The 22,607-nt window shown below is 70.3% G+C and carries 17 protein-coding genes; 12 read left to right on the forward strand and 5 right to left on the reverse strand.

Going from position 1 to position 22,607, the window contains the following annotated elements; genetic code table 11:
• Window positions 1-3: 3 nt before the first annotated feature.
• From ACFYZJ_RS29085 to ACFYZJ_RS29100, 4 genes are all read right to left on the reverse strand, one after another.
• Entirely contained in the window at window positions 4-2,454 is a 2,451-nt protein-coding gene (locus ACFYZJ_RS29085) for a SpoIIE family protein phosphatase (RefSeq protein WP_388572788.1), read from the reverse strand.
• 157 nt (window positions 2,455-2,611) lie between these two features.
• Window positions 2,612-5,026, reverse strand: a complete 2,415-nt coding sequence (locus ACFYZJ_RS29090) for an MFS transporter (RefSeq protein WP_388572790.1) — start codon at window positions 5,024-5,026, stop codon at window positions 2,612-2,614.
• Between the two features lie 299 nt (window positions 5,027-5,325).
• On the reverse strand, window positions 5,326-5,769 hold the full coding sequence (locus ACFYZJ_RS29095; protein ID WP_388572792.1) for an SRPBCC family protein: 444 nt from the start codon (window positions 5,767-5,769) through the stop codon (window positions 5,326-5,328).
• 45 nt (window positions 5,770-5,814) lie between these two features.
• Window positions 5,815-6,741, reverse strand: coding sequence for an alpha/beta hydrolase (locus tag ACFYZJ_RS29100; RefSeq protein ID WP_388572796.1), 927 nt, complete (start codon window positions 6,739-6,741; stop codon window positions 5,815-5,817).
• 332 nt (window positions 6,742-7,073) lie between these two features.
• Between ACFYZJ_RS29100 and ACFYZJ_RS29105 the strand changes: the two genes are divergently transcribed.
• From ACFYZJ_RS29105 to ACFYZJ_RS29125, 5 genes are all read left to right on the forward strand, one after another.
• A complete protein-coding gene (locus tag ACFYZJ_RS29105; RefSeq protein ID WP_388572798.1) occupies window positions 7,074-8,276 on the forward strand; it encodes a cytochrome P450 in 1,203 nt (400 codons plus the stop codon).
• Window positions 8,273-8,494: a ferredoxin gene (locus tag ACFYZJ_RS29110; RefSeq protein ID WP_388572800.1), complete on the forward strand. Its 222-nt coding sequence runs from the start codon at window positions 8,273-8,275 to the stop codon at window positions 8,492-8,494. The genes ACFYZJ_RS29105 and ACFYZJ_RS29110 overlap by 4 nt, the downstream gene beginning before the upstream one ends.
• Window positions 8,495-8,947: 453 nt before the next feature.
• Window positions 8,948-9,994, forward strand: a complete 1,047-nt coding sequence (locus ACFYZJ_RS29115) for an Rv2578c family radical SAM protein (protein ID WP_388572802.1) — start codon at window positions 8,948-8,950, stop codon at window positions 9,992-9,994.
• Window positions 9,995-10,134: 140 nt separating this feature from the next.
• Window positions 10,135-11,721: an alpha/beta hydrolase gene (locus ACFYZJ_RS29120; RefSeq protein ID WP_388572804.1), complete on the forward strand. Its 1,587-nt coding sequence runs from the start codon at window positions 10,135-10,137 to the stop codon at window positions 11,719-11,721.
• Between the two features lie 79 nt (window positions 11,722-11,800).
• Window positions 11,801-12,199: a RidA family protein gene (locus ACFYZJ_RS29125; protein ID WP_388572805.1), complete on the forward strand. Its 399-nt coding sequence runs from the start codon at window positions 11,801-11,803 to the stop codon at window positions 12,197-12,199.
• A 74-nt stretch (window positions 12,200-12,273) separates the two neighbouring features.
• On the opposite strand, the gene ACFYZJ_RS29130 is transcribed toward ACFYZJ_RS29125, so the two are convergent.
• Complete coding sequence (locus tag ACFYZJ_RS29130; RefSeq protein WP_388572806.1) at window positions 12,274-12,849, reverse strand: adenylosuccinate lyase; 576 nt, start codon at window positions 12,847-12,849, stop codon at window positions 12,274-12,276.
• A 365-nt stretch (window positions 12,850-13,214) separates the two neighbouring features.
• Between ACFYZJ_RS29130 and ACFYZJ_RS29135 the strand changes: the two genes are divergently transcribed.
• From ACFYZJ_RS29135 to ACFYZJ_RS29165, 7 genes are all read left to right on the forward strand, one after another.
• Complete coding sequence (locus tag ACFYZJ_RS29135) at window positions 13,215-15,020, forward strand: 3-hydroxyacyl-CoA dehydrogenase family protein (protein ID WP_388572808.1); 1,806 nt, start codon at window positions 13,215-13,217, stop codon at window positions 15,018-15,020.
• A 136-nt stretch (window positions 15,021-15,156) separates the two neighbouring features.
• Window positions 15,157-15,969 (forward strand): TetR family transcriptional regulator, encoded by an 813-nt coding sequence (locus ACFYZJ_RS29140; RefSeq protein ID WP_388572810.1) that lies wholly within the window; start codon window positions 15,157-15,159, stop codon window positions 15,967-15,969.
• 400 nt (window positions 15,970-16,369) lie between these two features.
• The gene (gene ccrA, locus ACFYZJ_RS29145; RefSeq protein ID WP_388572812.1) at window positions 16,370-17,707 is read left to right on the forward strand and encodes a crotonyl-CoA carboxylase/reductase; all 1,338 of its coding nucleotides are present in this window, start codon (window positions 16,370-16,372) and stop codon (window positions 17,705-17,707) included.
• Window positions 17,708-17,725: 18 nt separating this feature from the next.
• A complete protein-coding gene (locus ACFYZJ_RS29150; protein WP_388572814.1) occupies window positions 17,726-19,774 on the forward strand; it encodes a protein meaA in 2,049 nt (682 codons plus the stop codon).
• Window positions 19,771-20,736: an HpcH/HpaI aldolase/citrate lyase family protein gene (locus tag ACFYZJ_RS29155; RefSeq protein ID WP_388572816.1), complete on the forward strand. Its 966-nt coding sequence runs from the start codon at window positions 19,771-19,773 to the stop codon at window positions 20,734-20,736. Before ACFYZJ_RS29150 ends, ACFYZJ_RS29155 begins: the two co-directional genes overlap by 4 nt.
• A 5-nt stretch (window positions 20,737-20,741) precedes the next feature.
• Window positions 20,742-21,254: a MaoC family dehydratase gene (locus ACFYZJ_RS29160; protein ID WP_388572818.1), complete on the forward strand. Its 513-nt coding sequence runs from the start codon at window positions 20,742-20,744 to the stop codon at window positions 21,252-21,254.
• A 2-nt stretch (window positions 21,255-21,256) separates the two neighbouring features.
• Window positions 21,257-22,462 carry an acyl-CoA dehydrogenase family protein gene (locus tag ACFYZJ_RS29165; RefSeq protein ID WP_388572820.1) on the forward strand — a complete coding sequence of 402 codons (1,206 nt, stop codon included), beginning with the start codon at window positions 21,257-21,259 and terminating at the stop codon, window positions 22,460-22,462.
• The last annotated feature ends 145 nt before the right edge of the window (window positions 22,463-22,607 follow it).

The raw sequence follows: 22,607 nt of genomic DNA on the forward strand, positions 1-22,607 counted from the left end.
CGGTCAGCGTCGTGCGGCACGTGGCAGCGTCAGTTCGAACCAGACCGTCTTGCCGGCGCCCGTCCGGCTGGTCCCCCACTCGCGGGCCAGCGTGCTCACCACGCGCAGTCCGCGCCCCGACTCCTCATCGGCGCCCGCGCTGAGCAGTGTGGGCAGGGTGTGGTCGTCGTCGTCCACCTCGCACAGCAGGGTGTCCCCGCGTACCAGCCGCAGTTCGACCGGGCGGCTGTGGGAGTGCCGTACGGCGTTGGTGACCAGTTCGCTGACCATCAGCTCGGCGTTGCAGGCGAGCGTGCCGAGGCCCCACTCGTGAAGCTGCTCGCGGACCGCGGCGCGGGCCCGGCCCACCTCGACGGGGTCGAGGGCGAGCCGCCGGACGGCGACATCCTCGGGTTCGATGCCGTTGAGCCGGGCCATGAGCAGTGCCACGTCGTCCTTGCGGCCGCCGTGCGTGTTGAGGGCGCGGATGATCGTGTCGCAGGCGGCGTCCATGGAGGCCGCCGGATGCGCGGCGGACTCGCAGAGGGTGGCGAGCCCGACACCGATGTCCTCGCCACGCACCTCGACCAGACCGTCGGTGCACATCACCAGCCGGTCACCGGGCGCGACCGGCACGCGTACCGACTCGAACGGCACCCCGCCGACGCCGATCGGCGCACCCGTGGGCAGATCGAGCAGTTCGCTGCGCCCGTCCTCCGCGCGGACGATCACCGGTGGGATGTGGCCGGCGTTGGCGAGGTGCAGTTCGCTCGCGATCGGGTCGTAGACGGCGTACAGGCAGGTCGCCAGGTAGGTGTCGCCGAGCCGCTGGGCGAGGTCGTCGAGGTTGCGCAGCAGCTGGGCGGGCGGCAGGTCGAGGGCGGCCATGGTCTGTACGGCCGTACGCAACTGGCCCATCATGGCGGCGGAGTTGAGCCCGTGCCCCATGACGTCTCCGACGACGAGGGCGGTGCGGGCGCCGGGCAGTTTCACCGAGTCGAACCAGTCGCCGCCGACACGGCCCAGCAGGGTGCCCGGCAGATAGCGGGTGGCGATGTCGCAGCCGGCCATGCGCGGTGCGATGTGCGGCAGCATGCTGTCCTGGAGGGTCTCCGCGACGTTCTCCTGGTACGTGTACATGCGCGCGTTGTCCAGCACGAGGGCCGCGCGGGCGGCGAGTTCGGCGCCGGTGACCCGGTCCATGTCGTTGAACTCGGGACGCTCCGGGTGGCGCATCAGCGCCATGAAGCCGAGGACCACCTGGCGCGCCTTCAGGGGCACGATCAACATGGACCGGTGGGTGATGAGGGGCCGGATGTCGCGCTTGTCGAACTGGGAGGCGATGGCGTGTCCCATCTCCTCGCTGATGCGCGGGATGACGACGGGCTCCCCGGTGGTCATGCACTGGAAGAACGGCGTCTCGGCCGGGAACGGCATGGCCTCGCCGACCGGCACGACGTCTTCCCAGCGGCCCGGCTCGTCGGTGTGCTCCAGGGCGACCCGGTGCCACATGGTGGTGGTGTCGGGCACGCCGTCGGGGAACCCCTCGCCGGCGACGACCTGTTCACGCAGGTACGTACAGGCCACGTCCGTGAAGCGGGGCACCACTGCCTTGCTGACCTCGATGATGGTCCGCGCCAGGTCCAGGGAGGTGCCGATCTTGCCGCTGACCTCGTTGAGGAACTCCAGCCGCTCGCGCACCGCGGCGTACTCGAGGTCCTCGGCCTCGTCCTGAACGTCCTGCGGCACCGGCTGCCCGGCCGCCACCGCGCGCGCCACCCGCTCCCGGCGCGCCTTGCGCTCCGCGCGCCGGGGCACGCCCCAGTCGGGCGTGACGGGCACCCGGTCGTTCTGACTGAACTCCAGGATCGGGTAGCCGAGTTCGAGGACCTGCGAGACGATACGGGCGCTCTCGCCCACGCTCATGCTGGGCAGGATCTCCGGCAGCCTGCGGGCGAGTTCCTCCGCGCCGGGGAAGTCGGTGTGCAGTGCGAAGCCCGGCGCGATGCGTTCGACGGCCACACCCTCGTCCTGACGATGCAGCGCGCCCGCGTCGGCCGCCAGCACCAGCAGCCGTTCCGGGCCGGGGCCGACGAGGGGGTACGCCCACCACAGCACGTCGGCGCGATCCCTGTCGGGGACGGAGAGGCGGGCGCGCCCCGCGGCCGGGTACGACAGCCGTCCGTCGAGCGAGGACTCCAGGTCGGGGCCGAGTCCGTCGTACGCGGTGTACGCACCGTACGGGCCGGTGTCGTGCTCCTCGGGCAGAGCACCGGAGACGGGCATCAGATCGACGGCGGGCCGGCCGAGCGCGCCCTCCCTGGGGATGCCGAACAACCTTCGTGCGCCCCGGCTCCAGTGCGAGACCAGCCCTTCGCGGTCCACCACGACCACGGCCAACGGGATACGGCCGGCCGTGGCGTGCTCCGCCGGGCCGTGCCCGGCCGAGACGCCCGTCTCGGTGCCATGGTCCATGGCCCAGGCCCTTTCTCCCCGCGTGCAAGATCTGTGCCTCACGAACACGGTACGGCCCCGCCCGGTCGCGATGTGTGGCATTGAGCGAATTGGTCACCGGGGGCGCACAGGCGCGCCCGAAGGGGCGCCAAGCGGTGGCGTGCCGAACCCCACCGCCTCAGTCCTCGTGTCCCAACTGCAGGTCACGCTCAGTCCTGCCGCCCCCGGCGACCTGCAACACCGTAGCCACCGGCGGGTACCCCGCCGCGATCACCGTGTACTCCCCCGACGACAGATCGACGAACCGATACGTGCCGTCGGCCCCGGTGGTCAGGGTGTCGACGACGTTGCCCGCGGCATCCAGCAGCGTCACCCGGGCGTCCTCGACCGGCCGCCCGTCCCCGGCGCGGACCGTGCCGCGCAGCACCGCGCCGCCCGCGAGTTCGACGTCCTGCCGGGTCTCGCGCGAGGCCTGCACGGTGACGGGGAGGGCGGCCGGGCGGAACGCGGGCGCGCTGGCGGCGAGGGTGTACTCACCGGCCACCAACTCGGTGATGACGTAGCTTCCCTCGCGCCCGCTGCGGGTGGTCGCGACCACCTCTCCGTGCACGTTGGTGAGCGTGACGGCGGCGTCCCGCACCGGGGTGCCGTCGGCCGTGACCACGCTGCCCGCCAGCCGGCCAGCGCCGCCGAGCACGACGTCCAGTTCGACCGGGCGTTCCCCGACGGTCACCGAGACCGCCTGCGGCTGGTGGCCGCCGGCCGCGGCGATGAGGACGTAGGAGCCGGATCCGGGCGTGGACAGCGCGTACCGCCCGTCCTCACCGCTCGCGCCCCGCCCGATCTGCACGCCCGCGACGTCGATGAGGGTGAGCGCCGCGCGGGGCACGACGGTGCCGTCGGGGTGCTGGACCGTGCCGCAGACGGGCACGCCTGCGGCGTACGGCGCGCGCGCCTGCGGGACCTGGGCGGCGGGCGGGCAGTCGGCTGGGGCGTTGTGGGACACCAGTGGTTTCTCCTTGAGGAAGAAGGCGATGAGCAGGCCGAGGACGATCACCGGGACGAGGTAGAGGAAGATCCGCGGCATGGCCTCGGCGTACGCCTCGATGTACGCGTTCCGCACCGTCGGCGGCAGTGCGTGGACGAGTTGCGGGGTGATGGACTCGGGGTCGGGCAGGTGCGCGCCCCCGCTCGCGGGGAGGCGTTCGCGCAGCGCGTCCGCGAGCCGGTGGGCGAACAGGGTGCCGAAGACGGCGGCGCCGACGCTGCCGCCGATCTGCCGGAAGTAGTTGTTGGCGCTGGTCGCGGTGCCGAGGTCGGCGGGGCGGACGGAGTTCTGCACGGCGAGGATCAGCACCGGCATCACCATGCCGATGCCGGCGCCGAGGACGGCCATCCAGACGCTGTACTGCAGTCGGGGTGTGTCCACATCGAGCCGGGACAGCAGCCACATGCCGATCGCGGCGAGGCCGCTGCCGAGGAGCGGGAAGGCCTTGTAGCGGCCGGTGTGGCTGATGAGCTGTCCGCTGATGATGGAGGCGCCGACGATCCCGGCCATCATCGGCAGCATCAGCAGCCCGGACTCGGTGGCGCTCGCCCCGTCGACCATCTGCAGGAAGGTGGGCAGATAGCTGGCGGCGCCGAACAGGGCGACGCCGATGACGAGTCCCACCAGTGCGGTGACGTTGAAGACGGGGTCCCTCAGCAGCCGCAGCGGCATGAGCGGTTCGACGGCGAACCGCTCGACGACCAGGAAGAGGACGCATCCGAGGGCCGCCCCCGCGCCGAGGCCGAGGATGACCCGGGAGTCCCAGGCGTACTCGGTGCCGCCCCAACTGGTCAGCAGTACCAGGCAGGTCGACGTCGCGGCCAGCAGCAGGGTGCCGAGGACGTCGAGGCGGGCCTTGGCGGCGGGCTTGGGCAGTTTCAGCACGGCTGTGATGACGGCGAAGGTGACCAGGCCGAAGGGGACGTTGACGTAGAAGCACCAGCGCCAGGAGAGGTGGTCCGTGAAGTAGCCGCCCAGCAGGGGTCCGGCGACGGAGGCGAGACCGAAGGCGGCTCCGATGACGCCCATGTAGCGGCCGCGTTCACGGGGCGGGACGATGTCCGCGATGATCGCCTGCACGCCGATCATGAGGCCGCCGGCGCCGATGCCCTGGATCGCGCGGAAGGCGATCAGCTGGTCCATGGTCGAGGCCCGGCCGGCGAGCGCGGACCCGACGACGAAGACGCCGATCGCGAACTGGAAGACGCCCTTGCGGCCGAAGAGGTCACCGCACTTGCCGTAGACCGGGAGGCCGACGGTGGAGGTCAGCAGGTAGGCGGTGATCGCCCAGGACATCCGGTCCAGGCCGTGCAGTTCGCCGACGACCTTCGGGAGCGCGGTGGCCACGATCATCTGGTCGAGGGCGGCGAGCAGCAGCGCCAGCATGAGCCCGACGAACACCAGGCGGATCCGGCGGGGGCCGAGCGCCACGGGCGGTTCCGGCGGTTCGGGTGGTTGCGTGCCGGCCGGCTTCCGGTGCGCGTCCGGGACCGCGGACAACACGGTCCGCTCGTCGTCCACGTCCACCGCAGTCGTCCCGCCCACGTACCGCTCCCCTCTTCGCGTCTGCGCCGCCCATTTCTCGCATTGCGCGACAACAGTGAGCAAGCGCGACGAGTCGCCCGCGAGGCGGGCCGAGGGAGGTATGCGCCGGTCGAAGCGCTACGGCGCACCACCGCGCACCGCGGAAAACCACCCGAATCGGTGAGCGCGAGAATCGCCCCGTCAACTGACGGCGCGCGCTCCGGGGAGCGGAACACCAGACCCGAGCCCCCGGAGCGCGCAGGGAGTCATGGCGGCGCGAGCGGGCTTCCCACCGCTCGCGCCCGACACCGTACGCCGCGTCACTTCTCCACGTCGGCGGCGAGCTTCCCGAGGATCGCGTCGTAGATCCGGGCGAGGCCCTTGGGAGCGAAGGTCTTCTCGAAGAAGCCGCCGATGCCGCCGGCGCCCTTCCAGGTGGTGGTCACGACGACCCGGGACCTGCCCTCGCCGGCCGGGGTGACCCGCCAGGTGGTGACCATGGAGGAGTTGCGGTCCTTCTCGACGAGTTCGCCGTCGGTCGGCTCGCTGACCTCCAGCAGGCAGTCACGGACGCGCTTGCTGGTGGCCTGGAGCTTCCAGTGCACGAGAGTGCCCTCGCCGTCGCCGCCCTCGCGCACCTCGTACTCGCTGAACTGCTCGGGCAGCAGCCGCGCGCGGGTGCCGCTGTAGTCGGCGAGCGCGTCGAACACCGTCTCCGCGTCCGCCGCGATGGTCCGCTCCGTGGTCGCCTCGACCTGCGCCATGACCTTCCTCTTCCTGTACGTGAGATGGGAGTGTGCGCCATCCCATCACACCCGGGGCAGGGCCTCGGACCGCACCCGTGCCGTCATCTGCCGCTGGTCCTCGGCGGACACCAGCAGGCGCTCCTCGAAGAACGCGAGCGCGCGCAGGTGGTACGCGCGGGCCGCCCGGCCCAGGCTGATGTTGTGGCCGGCGGCGGGCTGGCGTTCGACACGGACGACCGGTGCCGCGGCGAGGTGGGCGGTGAGGTCGGCGAGGTCCCGCTCCTCGTGCAGCCACCATGCCTCGTGCTCGGCGAAGGTCAGCCGTACGGGGATCCTCACGCGCGGCGCCAGGTCCTCGAACAACGCGGGCCAGTGGGCGACTTCGGCGGCCTCGCGGGCCGGCATGGGAGCGATGACCGAGCCGATCGAACGGAACGTCCCCGGCGGATAGAGCCACAGCGGACCCCAGTTGCGCCCCCGGTGCGCGCCGCGCCCGATCTCGAGCAGGTCGGCGGGCTCGACCCCGTAGCGGTGCCCGCAGCCGGAGACGTCCAGTGCGAGCAGCCCGTCGGCGCGCGCGGCCGTCACGAGGGCGAGTTTGCCGCCGTAGGAGTGCGCGAGCAGGAAGAAGCCCGCTCCGGTGGCGTACCGCGCCGCGAACGCCTCCAGCGCCGCCTGAAGCACCTCGGCCTGCTCGGCGAGGGTCTGCCCCTCGGGCAGCCGGGCGGCGGACAGGCCGTAGCCGGGCCGGTCCACCGCGAGCACCGTGAAGCCGAGGCGCGCGCCGAGCGTGAGGAGGGACAGGTCGGGATGGGCCTGCCCGTCGAAGTAGCCCGCCGTCATGCCGCCGCCGTGCAGGGCGACCACGGTGGCACGCGGCTCACCGTCCGGGACCTCGGCGAGCAGGCAGGACAGGGTGACGCCCGCGGCTTCCAGGGTGAGCCGGCGTACGCCCGTGGAGAGGGACCCCGGCGGTCTCGAGTGCTGCATCTCTCTGTTATGGCCCAGGCGGAGCCAAGGGGGTGAGGGGCGCGCCGACTTCCGGTTCGCCCGCGCGCGACGGCGTCCCCCAGAAAGCGGCAGGTCAGCGTCGAGGCTCTGAATTGGCACTCCTGGCCCGACCGCCCTCCGGCAGTGCCACCCGTGCTGCTTCTCCGCCGTGATTCATTGCAACGAGACGTTGCGTTCAACGACAGCGTCATTGCATCAATTTGGCACTATTCAGCTGGGGAAACACCTCAAGATGGATTGACGAGATTATGAATGCAACGTAGCTTTTCAGCATCCGTCAAACACGTAATATCGCGAGATGAGGAATGGCCATGAGTGAGCCCGTCCACACCGTCACGACGCTGCCGACGGCGCGCCGGTCCGGCTGCCCCTTCGACCCGCCGGCAGAGCTGCTCGACGCCCGCCGGCACGGCCCCATCAGCCGCTACACCCACCCCGGCGGAAAACCCGGCTGGCTGATCACCGGATACGACCTGGTCAGGTCGGTCCTGGCCGACTCGCGGTTCAGCTCGCGCAAAGAGCTCCTGAACGTGGGCGACTTCGAGGTACCTCCGGCGCCGCCCGGCGAGTTCCTCCTGATGGACGAGCCGCAGCACGGGCGCTACCGCAAGCCGCTGGTGGGCAAGTTCACGGTACGGCGGATGCGGCTTCTCACCGAGCGCATCGAGCAGATCACCGCCGACTGCCTGGACGCCATGGAGAAGGCCGGGCCGCCGACGGACCTGGTGACGGCGTTCGCCAAGCCCATCCCCACCATCGTCATCTGTGAGCTGCTGGGGGTGCCGTACGAGGATCGGGGCTCCTTCCAGGAGCAGATCGACACGTTCATGGGAGGGGAGACAAGCGAAGAGGAGCTGATAGCGGCCTACACGGCGACCCAGGAGTACCTCGCACAGCTGGTGGCCGCCAAGCGCGCGAACCCCACCGACGACGTGCTCAGCGAACTCACCGACAGCGATCTGACCGATGAGGAGCTGAAAGGGATCAGCCTGATCCTGCTGGCCGCCGGATTCGACACCACCGCGAACATGTTGTCCCTCGGCACCTTCGCGCTGCTGCAGAACCCGGCACAACTGGCCGCGCTGCGCGCCGACCCCGCCCTCACCGACGGGGCCGTGGAGGAGCTGCTGCGGTATCTGAGCGTCGCCAAGACGTTCATGAGGACGGCCCTTGAGGATGTCGAACTGGGCGGCCAGACCATCGAGGCCGGCACGACGGTCGTCCTGTCGTACCACACCGCCAACCGCGACCCCGAGCGCTTCACCGACCCCCACGTGCTCGACCTCCGGAGGAAGGACGCGACCGGGCACCTGGCCTTCAGCCACGGCATCCACCAGTGCCTGGGTCAGCAGCTGGCCCGCGTCGAGATGCGGGTCGCGTTCCGCGCGCTGGTCGACCGGTTCCCCACGCTGCGCCTGGCCGTACCGGCCGCAGAAGTCGGCCTGCGCCCGGAGACCGCGGACATCTACGGCGTGAAGAGCCTCCCGGTCACCTGGGACAAGGAGGAGTCATGAGCACGACGCGCCTGCGCGTCGACCGCGAGCGTTGCATCGGCGCCGGGATGTGCGCCCTGACCGCTCCGGAGGTCTTCGACCAGGATCCCGACGACGGCCGCGTGCTCCTGCTGCACGCCGTGCCGCCCACCGCCCACCGCGCGGCCGCACGGATGGCCGCCGGCGTCTGCCCCTCCGGGGCGATCACCCTCGACGGGACGGAACCCGGCGGCTCCTGACGCCGGGACGACCGCAGCCGGACCGAGAACCCCGCGCCACGCGCCGGGCATTGTGCGCGGCACTGGCCAGGGACGCCGCAGCCGGTCAGGGGTATCTACCCATACCGGACAGCACGCTCCAGCCCGGCTGGTCGAGGGCTCTGCGGCAGACCAGGCGAGGCAGCCGCGACTGCCTCGCCTGCTTGGACAAGCCCCAGAAGGGCCGGGCGGACCGCAAGGACATCACGCCGCTGTACGAGTTGGCTGACGGAATGAAGGCGTCGGCCACGGCGGTGACCGACGGGCTGCGAGCGATGGAGGACGCCCGCCGCTACTGGCCCGATCCGGTCCGGCACTCCGTACGACCGATGCCAAGTTGGACACAACCTCGATTCGAACTAAGGAGCGATTCCACGTCGCGATCAAGGGAACGCATGTTCTATTCTGTGGCGCAGTGCTACCGAGGAGGCGCCCATGCGCTGGGATCATCTGGCCGAGAACGCCGCCGCGGCCCGGGGCGCCGCGCTGTTCGACGCCGAGGCGGTGACCACCCGTACCTTCGACACCCCCGAGTTCCGCGGCGTCACCTTCCACGAGGTGCGGGCCCGTTCGATCGTGAACCGGGTGCCGGGTGCCTCGCGCATGCCCTTCGAGTGGACGGTCAATCCCTATCGGGGCTGCACGCACGCGTGCGTGTACTGCTTCGCGCGGAAGACGCACAGCTACCTGGACCTCGACACGGGGCTGGGCTTCGACACCCAGATCGTGGTGAAGGTCAACGCCCCCGAACTGCTGCGCGCCCACCTGTCCTCCCCACGGTGGCACGGCGAACACATCGCGATGGGCACCAACGTCGACTGCTACCAGCGCGCGGAGGGCCGCTACCGGCTGATGCCGGGGATCATCGCGGCGCTGCGCGACCACGCGAACCCCTTCTCGATCCTCACCAAGGGCACCCTGATCCTGCGCGACCTGGATCTGCTGAAGCAGGCCGCCGAGGTCACCGACGTCGGCATCTCCGTCTCCGTGGGCTTCACCGACCAGGAACTGTGGCGCACCGTCGAACCGGGCACCCCCGCCCCGGAGCGCCGGCTGGACGTCGTGCGCACGCTGGGCGAGCACGGCATCGGCTGCGGTGTCCTGATGGCCCCCGTGATCCCCTTTCTGAGCGACCACCCGGCCCAACTCCGCGCCACCGTACAGGCGATCGCCGCCTCGGGGGCGACCTCGGTGACCCCGCTGGTGCTGCATCTGCGCCCGGGCGCGCGCGAATGGTTCATGGCCTGGCTGGAGAGCCGGCATCCGCACCTCGTACGGCGCTACGAACGGCTGTACGCGGACGGCGCCTACGCCCCGAAGTGGTACCAACGCCGGATCACCGGCCAGGTGCACGAACTGGCCCAGGAGTACGGCATCGGCCCGACGCGCCCCGGGATGCCCCGCAGGATCCGGCCGCCCGAGCCCGAACCCGTGGCGGCGGAGCCCACGGTGAGCGGGCCGACGCAGCTCTCGCTCCTCTGATCGACGCGCATACGAGCGCCTTGCACGGCCCAATCGGGTCAACCGCTGTCTGAAGAGCGCTCTTCCGGACGACCTTTCCGGGACGATCGGCGAGGACCCGGCACTCGCGGTCCGAACCCCTCCGTCCTGGGAGGTCCTCTATGACACACCGCGCAGCCGTGCTGTGCGGCGCCGCCCTGGTGGTGGCCGGGATGTTCACGACCGTCCCGGCCGGCGCGAGCACACCGCGCACCAAGGACACCGCACCGGCGGCGCAGCTCACCTGGAAGAAGTGCGGCACCACCAAGTATCCGACGCTCCAGTGCGCGAGCGTCACGATGCCGCTGGACCACGCCAACCCGCGCGGACAGCAGATCACGCTGGCCCTGTCCCGCGTACCGCACACCGCGCCGACATATCAGGGACCGCTGCTGGTCAACCCCGGCGGGCCCGGCGGCAGCGGTCTGACCCTCGCCGGTTATGTCGCCTCCTCGCTGCCCAAGGCGGTGGCGGCGCAGTACGACGTCATCGGCTTCGACCCACGGGGCGTCGGAAAGAGCAGTCCCGCCCTGAACTGCGTGCCGGGTTACTTCACCCGGCTGCGCCCGGACTCGGTTCCCCGCACCCCGTCCCGGGAGAAGGCGAGCCTGGCGCGCGCCGCCTCCTTCGCCCGGGCGTGTGCCACCAAGTACGCGGGCGTGCTGCCGTACATCGACACGGTGAGCACCGCGCGTGACCTGGACGCGATCCGGCAGGCGCTGGGAGCTGAGAAGGTCAGCTACTTCGGCTACTCGTACGGGACCTACCTGGGCGCCGTCTACGCGAAGCTCTTCCCCCAGCGGGTGCGCCGTCTGGTGCTCGACTCCATTGTCGACCCACAGGGGGTGTGGTACGAGAACAACATCCGGCAGGACTACGCCTTCAACGACCGTCACCGGGCGTTCCTGGCGTGGGTGGCGCGTCACGACGCGGTGTACCGGCTCGGCACCGACCCGGCGGCTGTCGAGGCCAAGTGGTACGCGATGCGGGCGGCACTGGCCCGGCATCCGGCCGAGCAGAAGGTGGGTGCCTCCGAGTTGGAGGACACCTTCATGCCGGGCGGCTACTACGACGGCTACTGGCCGCACCTCGCCGAGGCGTTCGCGGCCTATGCGCACGGCGACCCGCGCCCGCTGGTCGAGGCGTACAAACGCTTCGGCGCGGTCGGCGCCTCTGGGGACAACAACTACGCCGTCTACGCCGCGGTGCAGTGCCGTGACGTCACCTGGCCGCGCGACTGGGCGCGGTGGCGCTCGGACGCATGGGCGGTGTACGCCAAGGCGCCGTTCATGACCTGGAGCAACACCTGGTACAACGCGCCGTGCGCGTTCTGGCCGACGGACTCGCTGCAGCCGGTGGACGTGGCCAACGACGCGCTGCCGCCGACGCTGCTGTTCCAGGCGACCGACGACGCCGCCACGCCCTACCACGGCGGACTGACGGTACATCAGCTGCTGCGCGGCTCCAGCCTGGTGGTGGAGCAGGGTGGCGGGAACCACGGCGTCACCCTGAGCGGGAACACCTGCATGGACAGGTATCTGGCGGCGTACCTCGCCGACGGTACGGTGCCGCGCGGCGCCGGCGACGTCGACGCGGTGTGCCGGAGGCTCCCCGAGCCCAAGCCGCTCACGGGCAAGGCCGCGTCCCCGGAGGCGTCCGGTGCGGGGCGCGGTTCGACGCTGCACGCCCTGCTGGGCTTCCGCCGCTGAGCGGCGGGGCGGACGTCACCCGTCGGGGGCGTTGACCTTGGAACGGGTCATTGTCACACCCGTGGTCCACCATGGGCCCATGAGTGATCTGACCAGGATTCCCGCCCCCGACGGTGTCGCCCCCGCCGCCCCTTACTCGCACGTCGTCATGGGCACCGGCCGCTTCGTCGCGATCTCCGGCCAACTCGCCCTCGACGAGGACGGCAAGCCGGTCGGAGAGGGCGACCCGGCGGCGCAGGCCCGGCAGGTCTTCGAGAACCTGCGCCGTTGCCTGGCCGCCGCCGGAGCCACCTTCGACGACGTCGTCAAACTCACCTGTTTCGTGACGGACATGGCGTACATGCCGGCGATCCGCGAGGCCCGCGCCGCGCACATACCCGACGACCGCCTGCCCGCGTCGTCGGCGGTACAGGTGGCGGCCCTGGTACGCCCGGAGTTCCTGATGGAGATCGAGGCGTACGCGATCCTGCCGGGTTGATCCCTGGCTCGGTGATCCCGCGCGGTGGTCATCGCGCGCCCGGGGTCGGTGGTCGTCGCCGCCCGGGGCGGAGGTCACCGCCCGTCCGCGATGCGGGCCAGTGCGTGGACCGCCGCCTCAGCCAGGGCCGGGTGGGCGAGTGCCTCGTTCAGGACGGGGCGGGCGCGGGGGTCGCCGAGTGCACCCAGCCCCTCCACGCAGGCGAGCGCCACCTTGCGGTACGGATCGTGCGGGCGGAGCCGGCGTTGCAACGTGGTGATCAGCGCGGGCACGGCCTCGGGGGCGCGCAGTTCGACGAGCAGGCGTACGGGGTGCAGGGCGTAGGCGACGCGGAGCTCGTTGGTGGCCAGGGCGGCCGCCGCTCGTGCGGTGCGCGGATCGCCGAGCCGGGCCAGGGCGTGGGCGGCCGACGCGCAACGCTGCGGATCGCGGTGGTTGAGCAGCAGGACAAGGGTCTCGAAGCTGCGCCGGTCGCCCGCCGCGCCGAGCCGGAACGCGGCCAGTTCCCGGGCCCACAGCGGTTGTCCCGGCTCGGTCAGCACGGCGGCCAGTTCGTCGAGGTCGCCGGTCGCCACCAGCCGCTCGCAGGCCGGGGACCCGCCGCTCTCGGCCCGCACACGCTCCGTGAGTGATCGCAACGCTTCGTCCATGCTCCCGAGCGTAGGTGTGCGGCCCCCGCGGCGGGACCCAGATCACAAACCCGAGGGCTGGCGCGCTCGTTACCCACCGGTTAAGCTCAGACGAGCGAGTTACCCACTCGCGAGACTCGCGGCGGCCTGGTGACGCAGCCGTCGTGAGTGCTGGTCGGTTCGGTACATCGCGTACCTCAGTACGACTCGGCTCCGGGACAGGGCCGGTCGGTATCGCCGGTCCGGGCGTGTGCACGTCCGTGACGCGGCGCCGGGCGTGTGCGCTCGTCAGCCCGGCAAGCACCCGCACTCCCTCCGCCCTGCGGTGCGCCCTCGGCGCACCCAGGCGCTCCTTCAGTCGTCACCCTCATTTCTGGAGTCCCGCGATGGCCACTCCCCTCTCCGACACCCCACTGTCCCCGCTCAAGACCGTTGCCGTCGTCGGCCTCGGCACCATGGGCACCGGCATCGCCGAGGTGCTCACCCGGGCCGGCCGCGAGGTCGTCGGCATCGACATCGACGAGGCCGCAGCCTCGAAGGCCGTCGCCACCCTGGAGACCGCCACCGCCCGCGCCGTCAGCCGCGGGCGCCTGACCGAGCGGGAACGGGACGACGCCCTCGCCCGCTTCCGCACCTTCACCGACCTGCGGGCGGCCGCCGACGCCGACCTGGTGATCGAGGTGGTCCCGGAGTCGTACGAGATCAAGCAGCAGGTCTTCCGCGCCCTCGACGGCATCGTGCGCCCGGACACCATCCTCGCCACCGGCACCAACGCCCTCTCCGTGACCCGGCTCGCCGCCGACTCGGCCCGCCCCGAGCGCGTCCTCGGGCTGCACTTCTTCAACCCGGCCCCGGCGATGCGCCTGGTGGAGATCGTCTCCTCCGTGCTGACCGCGCCGGCGGCCGTCACCGCCGTCACCAACCTCGCCCTCGACCTCGGCAAGGAGCCCGTCGCGGTGGGCGACCGGCCCGGCTTCGTCGCCGACGGACTGCTGTTCGGCTACCTGAACCAGGCGGCCGCGATGTACGAGTCCAAGTACGCCTCCCGGGAGGACATCGACGCGGCGATGAAGCTGGGCTGCGGGCTGCCCATGGGCCCGCTCGCCCTGCTCGACCTGATCGGCATCGACACGGCGCGCACGGTGCTGGAGGCCATGTACGCCGCCTCCCGTGACCGTCTGCACGCTCCCGCGCCGATCCTGAGGCAGCTCAGCGAGGCGGGCCTGACCGGCCGCAAGGCGGGCCGCGGCTTCTACACGTACGAGGCACCCGGCAGCCCGGTCGTGGTGCGTGACGCGCTGACCCCGCTGGAGGGCGGGTCACTGGTCCAGGGCCGGGAGGTCCGCTCGGTCGGTGTCGCGGGCTCCGGCACCATGGCGTCCGGGATCGCGGAGGTCTTCGCCAAGGCCGGGTACGAGGTCGTCCTCGCCGCCCGCTCCGAGGAGAAGGCCCGGGCCGCGAAGGCTCGCATCGGCAAGTCGCTGGCGCGCTCGGTCGACAAGGGCCGGATGACCACGGAGGCGGCCGCGCAGACGCTGGACCGGATCCGGCCGGCGGGCTCCTACGACGACTTCGCGGACGTCGACCTGGCCCTGGAGGCCGTCGCCGAGGACCTGGAGGTCAAGCGGCAGCTGTTCGCCACGTTCGACAAGGTCTGCAAGCCCGGCGCCATCCTCGCCACCACCACCTCCTCGCTGCCCGTCGTGGCCTGCGCCCGCGCCACCTCGCGCCCGCAGGACGTGATCGGCATGCACTTCTTCAACCCGGCGCCGGCCATGAAGCTGGTCGAGGTGGTCCGTACGGTGCTGACGGCGGAGGACGTGCACGCGACGGTCCGCGAGCTGTGCGGATCGATCAGGAAGCACCCGGTCGACTGCGGCGACCGCGCCGGGTTCATCGTCAACGCACTGCTGTTCCCGTACCTGAACAACGCCGTGAAGATGGTGCAGGAGCACTACGCGTCCCTCGACGACATCGACGCGGCGATGAAGCTGGGCGGCGGCTACCCGATGGGCCCGTTCGAACTGCTCGACGTGGTCGGACTGGACGTCTCGCTCGCCATCGAGAAGGTGCTGCACCGGGAGTTCCGCGACCCCGGTCTGGCCCCGGCACCGCTCCTGGAACACCTGGTGGCCGCGGGCTGCCTCGGCCGCAAGACCGGCCGCGGCTTCCGCGAATATGCCAAGCGCTGACCGGCGCGGCGACCGGCTCCACGGCGGCGCCGACTGGGGCGGACTGCTCGACCCGAACGGTCACCCCCCGCCAGCGCGGGGCGGGGGGAACCCGGGGCATGCGCACCAACGTGCGCAGATGCAGTACGTTCGGGTCATGTCCCAGCCCGCCAAGTCCTCACGTACACCAGCTACGCCCGACGCACCGGAGAGTGCCGCAGGCTCTCGCGCCGCCGCCCAGCGGCTCAAGATGCGCCGGGAACTGGCGGCCGCGGCGATGGAGCTGTTCGCCACCAAAGGGTACGAAGCGACCACCGTCGACGAGATCGCGGCAGCCGCGGGGGTCGCTCGCCGCACCTTCTTCCGCCACTTCCGCTCCAAGGAGGAGGCGATCTTCCCGGACCACGACGACACCCTGATCCGGGCGGAGGCGGTGCTCAACGCCGCGCCCGCGCACGAGCATCCGCTCGACACCGTGTGCCGCGGCATCAAGGAAGTCATGAAGATGTACGCGGCCCGGCCGGAGATCTCCGTGCAGCGCTACAAGCTGACGCGTGAGGTGCCGACGCTGCGCGAGGCGGAGATCGCCTCGGTCGCCCGCTATGAGCGCCTCTTCACCCGCTATCTCCTCGGCCACTTCGACGAGCACGCCCACGACGACGACGCCAACGACGACCCGCTGCTCGCCGAGGTCGCCGCCTCGGCGGTGGTCACCGCGCACAACCACGTGCTGCGGCGCTGGCTGCGGGCGGGCGGCCAGGGAGACGTCGAGGCGCAGCTGGACCACGCCTTCGCGATCGTCCGCAAGACGTTCGGGACGGGGATCGGGGCGGGACGGGAGGCCGCCCCGCGTACGGCGACGGCCTCGGCGACCACGCAGGGCGAGGTGCTGGTGACGGTGGCCAGGACGGACGCGCCCCTGGAGGAAGTCATGCGCACCATCGAGCAGGCGCTCAAGGAGCGCTCGTAACCTTCGGTAGCCACGACGGGCCGGTGGCGGCACTGGGTGCCGCCACCGGCCCGTTCGCGTGCACGTAGTCGGCAGTAGCTTTGATCGATCATCGCTCATTTGTTACGTAAAGATTTCATCTGAGGTCGATTTCTGGCACCCAGTGCCTTGCGGGGTGACACAGGGTGCCATACGGTGATGGTGTCCGGGCGGCCGGCGTGCAGAGACCTTTCGTACGCCGGCTGTCCCCGCAAGCCTTTCGGCGAGCGCGCCCGGACGCCTGCGTCACAGGCAACTTCCGCGCCACAAAGCGCTGCCAGCACCACCTTCGCCGAACCGACGGCACACCCTCTCACCAGCAGCAGCACCGACGTAACCCTCAGCGTCTCCCCTCAAGACGCCATTCGCCGGAGGCACCACCGTGAAGGACATCCTGGACGCCATTCAGTCGGGGACCGCCACGTCCGCCGACTTCGCCGCCCTTCCCCTCCCCGAGTCCTACCGCGCGGTCACCGTGCACAAGGACGAGACGGAGATGTTCGCGGGCATGCCCACCCGCGACAAGGACCCCCGCAAGTCCCTGCACGTCGACGAGGTCCCGCTGCCCGAGCTCGGCCCGGGCGAGGCCCTGGTGGCCGTCATGGCCTCGTCGGTCAACTACAACTCGGTGTGGACCTCGATCTTCGAGCCGCTGTCGACGTTCGGGTTCCTGGAGCGCTACGGCAAGCTCTCGCCCCTCACCAAGCGGCACGACCTGCCGTACCACATCATCGGCTCCGACCTCGCCGGCGTCGTGCTGCGCACCGGCCCCGGCGTCAACGCCTGGAAGCCCGGCGACGAGGTCGTCGCGCACTGCCTGAGCGTGGAGCTGGAGTCGCCCGACGGCCACGACGACACCATGCTCGACCCCGAGCAGCGCATCTGGGGCTTCGAGACGAACTTCGGCGGCCTGGCGGAGATCGCCCTGGTCAAGTCCAACCAGCTGATGCCGAAGCCGGCGCACCTGAGCTGGGAGGAGGCCGCGGCCCCGGGCCTGGTCAACTCCACCGCCTACCGGCAGCTCGTCTCCCGCAACGGCGCCCAGATGAAGCAGGGCGACAACGTCCTGATCTGGGGCGCGAGCGGCGGCCTGGGTTCGTACGCCACCCAGTTCGCGCTGGCGGGCGGCGCCACCCCGATCTGTGTCGTCTCCTCGCCGCAGAAGGCGGAGATCTGCCGCAAGATGGGCGCGGAGCTGATCATCGACCGCAACGCCGAGGACTACCGGTTCTGGAAGGACGAGAACACCCAGGACCCCAAGGAGTGGAAGCGCTTCGGCAAGCGCATCCGTGAGCTGACCGGTGGCGAGGACGTCGACATCGTCTTCGAGCACCCCGGCCGCGAGACCTTCGGCGCCTCGGTGTACGTCACCCGCAAGGGCGGCACCATCGTCACCTGTGCCTCCACCTCCGGCTACATGCACCAGTACGACAACCGCTACCTGTGGATGTCGCTGAAGCGGATCATCGGCTCGCACTTCGCGAACTACCGCGAGGCGTACGAGGCCAACCGGCTCATCGCGAAGGGCAAGATCCACCCGACGCTGTCGAAGGTCTACCCGCTGGAGGAGACCGGCCAGGCCGCCCACGACGTCCACCGCAACGTCCACCAGGGCAAGGTCGGCGTGCTGTGCCTGGCGCCCGAGGAGGGTCTGGGCGTGCGCGACCACGAGATGCGCGCCAAGCACATCGACGCCATCAACCGCTTCCGGAACGTCTGAGGCGAGCGGAGGTCATAGATGACTGAGCGTCAGCCCGCCGAAGGCAGGCGAGAGAAGGACCGGCCGTGGCTCATGCGCACGTACGCCGGTCACTCCACGGCCGAGGCGTCCAACGAGCTGTACCGGCGCAACCTCGCCAAGGGGCAGACGGGTCTGTCGGTGGCGTTCGACCTGCCGACGCAGACCGGCTACGACCCCGACCATGTCCTCGCCCGCGGCGAGGTCGGCCGGGTCGGGGTCCCCGTCTCGCACCTCGGTGACATGCGCCGGCTGTTCCAGGACATCCCCCTGGAGCAGATGAACACCTCGATGACCATCAACGCCACGGCCATGTGGCTGCTGGCGCTCTACCAGGTCGTCGCGGAGGAGCAGGGCGCGGACATCACCAAGCTCCAGGGCACGACCCAGAACGACATAGTCAAGGAGTACCTGTCCCGCGGAACGCACGTGTTCCCGCCGGGACCGTCACTCCGCCTGACGACGGACATGATCGCGTACACGGTCTCCCACATCCCGAAGTGGAACCCGATCAACATCTGCAGCTACCACCTGCAGGAGGCGGGCGCCACGCCGGTCCAGGAGATCGCGTACGCGATGTCCACCGCGATCGCCGTCCTCGACGCCGTGCGCGACTCCGGCCAGGTGCCGCAGGAGCGCATGGGCGATGTCGTCGGCCGCATCTCCTTCTTCGTGAACGCGGGCGTCCGCTTCATCGAGGAGATGTGCAAGATGCGGGCGTTCGGCCGCATCTGGGACAAGATCACGCGTGAGCGGTACGGCATCGAGAACCCCAAGCACCGCCGCTTCCGCTACGGCGTCCAGGTCAACTCCCTCGGCCTGACCGAGGCGCAGCCGGAGAACAACGTCCAGCGGATCGTGCTCGAGATGCTGGCCGTCACCCTCTCCAAGGACGCACGCGCGCGTGCCGTGCAGCTTCCGGCCTGGAACGAGGCGCTGGGCCTGCCCCGCCCCTGGGACCAGCAGTGGTCGCTGCGCATCCAGCAGGTGCTCGCCTACGAGAGCGACCTGCTGGAGTACGACGACATCTTCGAGGGCTCGAAGGTGATCGAGGCCAAGGTGGACGAGCTGGTCGAGGCGGCTCTCGCCGAGATCGACCACATCCAGGAGATGGGCGGCGCGATGGCCGCCGTCGAGTCCGGCTACCTCAAGTCGCAGCTGGTCGCCTCGCACGCGGCGCGCAGGGCCCGTATCGAATCGGGTCAGGAGAAGATCGTCGGCGTCAACATCTTCGAGGGCACCGAGCCCAACCCGCTGACCGCCGACCTGGACACCGCCATCCAGACGGTCGACCCGGCGGTGGAGGCCCGCGTCATCGAGTCCCTCCAGCGCTGGCGCGACACCCGCTACCAGCCGCCCTTCAACCACCCGCGCCCCTGCAAGGCGCTGGAGCGGCTGAAGGAGGCGGCGAAGGGGACCGACAACCTCATGGAAGCCACCCTGGAGTGCGCCCGCGCCGGGGTCACGACCGGCGAGTGGGCCGGGGCGCTGCGCGAGGTCTTCGGCGAGTTCCGCGCCCCCACCGGCGTGTCGTCCGCGCCCGTCGCGGTGGCCCCCGAGGAGGGCACCAAGCTGGCCGAGGTGCGCCGCAGGGTGGACGCCACCGCCCGCGACCTGGGCGTCGGCAAGCTGCGCTTCCTGGTCGGCAAGCCGGGCCTGGACGGGCACTCCAACGGCGCCGAGCAGATCGCCGTGCGGGCCCGTGACGCCGGGTTCGAGGTGGTCTACCAGGGCATCCGGCTCACCCCCGAGCAGATCGTGGACGCGGCCCTCGCCGAGGACGTGCACGCGGTCGGTCTGTCCATCCTCTCCGGCTCGCACGCCCAGTTGGTGCCGGACGTGCTGGAGCGGCTGCGCGAGGCCGGCGCGGCCGACATCCCGGTGATCGCGGGCGGGATCATCCCGAACGGCGACGCCGAGCAGCTCAGGGCCGCTGGAGTGGCCGCCGTCTTCACCCCGAAGGACTTCGACATCACCGGGATCATCGGCCGTATCGTCGACGAGATCCGGAAAGCGAACAAGCTCGACCCTCTGGAGGTCCCCGCATGACCACGCCTGTCAACCGCCTTCGCCCGCGGCGCTCGTGCCTGGCGGTACCGGGCTCGAACCCCCGCTTCCTGGAGAAGGCGCAGGGCCTCCCCGCCGACCAGGTCTTCCTGGACCTGGAGGACGCGTGCGCGCCGCTCGCCAAGCCGGAGGCGCGGCACACCATCGTCAAGTTCCTCAACGAGGGTGACTGGACGGGCAAGACGAGGGTGGTCCGGGTCAACGACTGGACGACCGAGTGGACGTACCGGGACGTCGTGACGGTGGTGGAGGGCGCGGGCCCCAACCTCGACTGCATCATGCTGCCGAAGGTGCAGAGCGCCGAGCAGATCGTCGCCCTGGACCTGCTGCTGACGCAGATCGAGAAGACGATGGGCTTCGAGGTCGGCCGGATCGGTATCGAGGCGCAGATCGAGAACGCCCAGGGCCTCAACAACGTCAACGCGATCGCGCAGGCGTCCCCGCGCATCGAGACGATCATCTTCGGTCCGGCCGACTTCATGGCGTCGATCAACATGAAGTCGCTCGTCGTGGGCGAGCAGCCGCCCGGCTACCCGGCGGACGCGTACCACTACATCCTGATGAAGATCCTGATGGCCGCCCGCGCCAACAACCTCCAGGCGATCGACGGCCCCTATCTGCAGATCCGCAACGTCGACGGCTTCCGCGAGGTCGCCGGCCGCGCCGCCGCGCTCGGCTTCGACGGCAAGTGGGTGCTCCACCCGGGTCAGGTCGACGCCGCCAACGAGGTGTTCTCGCCCTCGCAGGAGGACTACGACCACGCCGAGCTCATCCTGGACGCGTACGAGTACTACACGTCGGAGGCCGGCGGCAAGAAGGGCTCCGCGATGCTCGGCGACGAGATGATCGACGAGGCCAGCCGCAAGATGGCGCTGGTCATCGCGGGCAAGGGACGCGCCGCCGGCATGCAGCGCACCAGCAAGTTCGAGATCCCGGAGGCCTGAGCGGCATGCAGTTCGGACGGACCTACGAGGAGTTCGAGGTCGGGGCGACGTACAAGCACTGGCCGGGCAAGACGGTCACCGAGTACGACGACCACCTGTTCTGTCTCCTCACCATGAACCACCACCCGCTCCACATGGACACGAACTATGCGGAGAAGACGACGGACTTCGGCAGGAACGTCGTCGTGGGCAACTACATCTACTCGCTGCTGCTCGGCATGTCCGTCCCGGACATCTCCGGCAAGGCGATCGCCAACCTGGAGATCGAGTCGCTCAAGCACGTGGCGCCGACCTTCCACGGCGACACCATCTACGGCGAGACGACCGTGCTCGACAAGTGGCCGTCGAAGTCGAAGAACGACCGCGGCATCGTCCACGTCGAGACCAAGGGCTACAAGCAGGACGGCACCCTGGTGTGCGTGTTCCGCCGCAAGGTGATGGTGCCGACCGAGACGTACATCAAGGAGCGCGGCGGCGAGCAGCCCGGCCGCCCGGAGCTGAAGTCGCAGGAGAAGTAGCCATGGCACGACTCGCCCAGACCGCCGGTCTGACGGACGTCCAGCAGGAGATCATCTCCACCGTCCGGGACTTTGTCGACAAAGAGATCATCCCGGTCGCGACCGAGCTGGAGCACCGCGACGAGTACCCGCAGCAGATCGTCGACGGCCTGAAGGAGCTGGGCCTGTTCGGTCTGATGATCCCCGAGGAGTACGGGGGTCTGGGCGAGTCGCTCCTGACCTACGCGCTGTGCGTGGAGGAGATCGCCCGCGGCTGGATGTCGGTGTCCGGCATCATCAACACGCACTTCATCGTGGCGTACATGCTCAAGCAGCACGGCACGCAGGAGCAGAAGGACTACTTCCTGCCGAAGATGGCGCTCGGCGAGATCCGGGGCGCCTTCTCGATGTCGGAGCCGGGGCTGGGCTCGGACGTGTCGGCGATCACGTCGAAGGCGGTCAAGGACGGCGACGAGTACGTCCTGACCGGTCAGAAGATGTGGCTGACGAACGGCGGCACGTCCTCGCTCGTCGCCGTACTCGTCAAGAGTGACGAAGGCCACCCCGAGGGCACGGCGCCCCACAAGTCGATGACGACCTTCCTGGTGGAGAAGGAGCCCGGCTTCGGCGAGGTCCGCCCGGGTCTCACCATCCCCGGGAAGATCGACAAGATGGGCTACAAGGGGGTCGACACGACCGAGCTCATCATGGACGGCCTGCGGGTTCCGGCCAACCGGGTGCTCGGCGGGGTCACCGGCCGGGGCTTCTACCAGATGATGGACGGCGTCGAGGTCGGCCGGGTGAACGTCGCCGCCCGTGGCTGCGGGGTCGCCCAGCGTGCCTTCGAGCTCGGCGTGTCGTACGCGCAGCAGCGGCACACCTTCGGCAAGCCGATCGCCCAGCACCAGGCCATCCAGTTCAAACTGGCGGAAATGGCCACCAAGGTCGAGGCGGCGCATGCCATGATGGTGAACGCGGCACGCAAAAAGGACTCCGGGGAACGAAACGACCTAGAGGCCGGAATGGCGAAGTACCTCGCCTCCGAGTACTGCAAGGAGGTCGTGGAGGACGCCTTCCGGATCCACGGCGGCTACGGCTTCTCCAAGGAGTACGAGATCGAGCGCCTCTACCGTGAGGCCCCGATGCTGCTGATCGGTGAAGGTACCGCCGAAATCCAGAAAATGATCATTGGTCGCCGATTGCTCGAAGAGTATCGACTCCAGGGCTGAATGTCCCGGTGCGGGGTGTTTTCTTCGCGAAGAAGATCACACCCCGTCAACATTCTTCGGCCGCCGACTCGGCCTTCTGGCTTGCCCAGTTGCCGTCCGCGACCGGTACGATCGGCCGGACAGCCGCCGTCCCCCTTGAAGCGCG

Source organism: Streptomyces sp. NPDC001848 (assembly GCF_042891915.1).
GTDB lineage: Bacteria > Actinomycetota > Actinomycetes > Streptomycetales > Streptomycetaceae > Streptomyces.

Excerpts from the sequence above, each read along its gene's own strand:
- ACFYZJ_RS29115 (WP_388572802.1), top strand. The coding sequence starts at position 8,948 with ATGCGCTGGGATCATCTGGCCGAGAACGCCGCCGCGGCCCGGGGCGCC.
- ACFYZJ_RS29160 (WP_388572818.1), top strand. The coding sequence starts at position 20,742 with ATGCAGTTCGGACGGACCTACGAGGAGTTCGAGGTCGGGGCGACGTAC.
- ACFYZJ_RS29105 (WP_388572798.1), top strand. The coding sequence starts at position 7,074 with ATGAGTGAGCCCGTCCACACCGTCACGACGCTGCCGACGGCGCGCCGG.
- ACFYZJ_RS29125 (WP_388572805.1), top strand. The coding sequence starts at position 11,801 with ATGAGTGATCTGACCAGGATTCCCGCCCCCGACGGTGTCGCCCCCGCC.
- ACFYZJ_RS29135 (WP_388572808.1), top strand. The coding sequence starts at position 13,215 with ATGGCCACTCCCCTCTCCGACACCCCACTGTCCCCGCTCAAGACCGTT.
- ACFYZJ_RS29140 (WP_388572810.1), top strand. The coding sequence starts at position 15,157 with ATGTCCCAGCCCGCCAAGTCCTCACGTACACCAGCTACGCCCGACGCA.
- ACFYZJ_RS29155 (WP_388572816.1), top strand. The coding sequence starts at position 19,771 with ATGACCACGCCTGTCAACCGCCTTCGCCCGCGGCGCTCGTGCCTGGCG.
- ACFYZJ_RS29130 (WP_388572806.1), bottom strand. The coding sequence starts at position 12,849 with ATGGACGAAGCGTTGCGATCACTCACGGAGCGTGTGCGGGCCGAGAGC.
- ACFYZJ_RS29120 (WP_388572804.1), top strand. The coding sequence starts at position 10,135 with ATGACACACCGCGCAGCCGTGCTGTGCGGCGCCGCCCTGGTGGTGGCC.
- ACFYZJ_RS29150 (WP_388572814.1), top strand. The coding sequence starts at position 17,726 with ATGACTGAGCGTCAGCCCGCCGAAGGCAGGCGAGAGAAGGACCGGCCG.
- ACFYZJ_RS29100 (WP_388572796.1), bottom strand. The coding sequence starts at position 6,741 with ATGCAGCACTCGAGACCGCCGGGGTCCCTCTCCACGGGCGTACGCCGG.
- ACFYZJ_RS29165 (WP_388572820.1), top strand. The coding sequence starts at position 21,257 with ATGGCACGACTCGCCCAGACCGCCGGTCTGACGGACGTCCAGCAGGAG.
- ACFYZJ_RS29110 (WP_388572800.1), top strand. The coding sequence starts at position 8,273 with ATGAGCACGACGCGCCTGCGCGTCGACCGCGAGCGTTGCATCGGCGCC.
- ACFYZJ_RS29095 (WP_388572792.1), bottom strand. The coding sequence starts at position 5,769 with ATGGCGCAGGTCGAGGCGACCACGGAGCGGACCATCGCGGCGGACGCG.
- ACFYZJ_RS29085 (WP_388572788.1), bottom strand. The coding sequence starts at position 2,454 with ATGGACCATGGCACCGAGACGGGCGTCTCGGCCGGGCACGGCCCGGCG.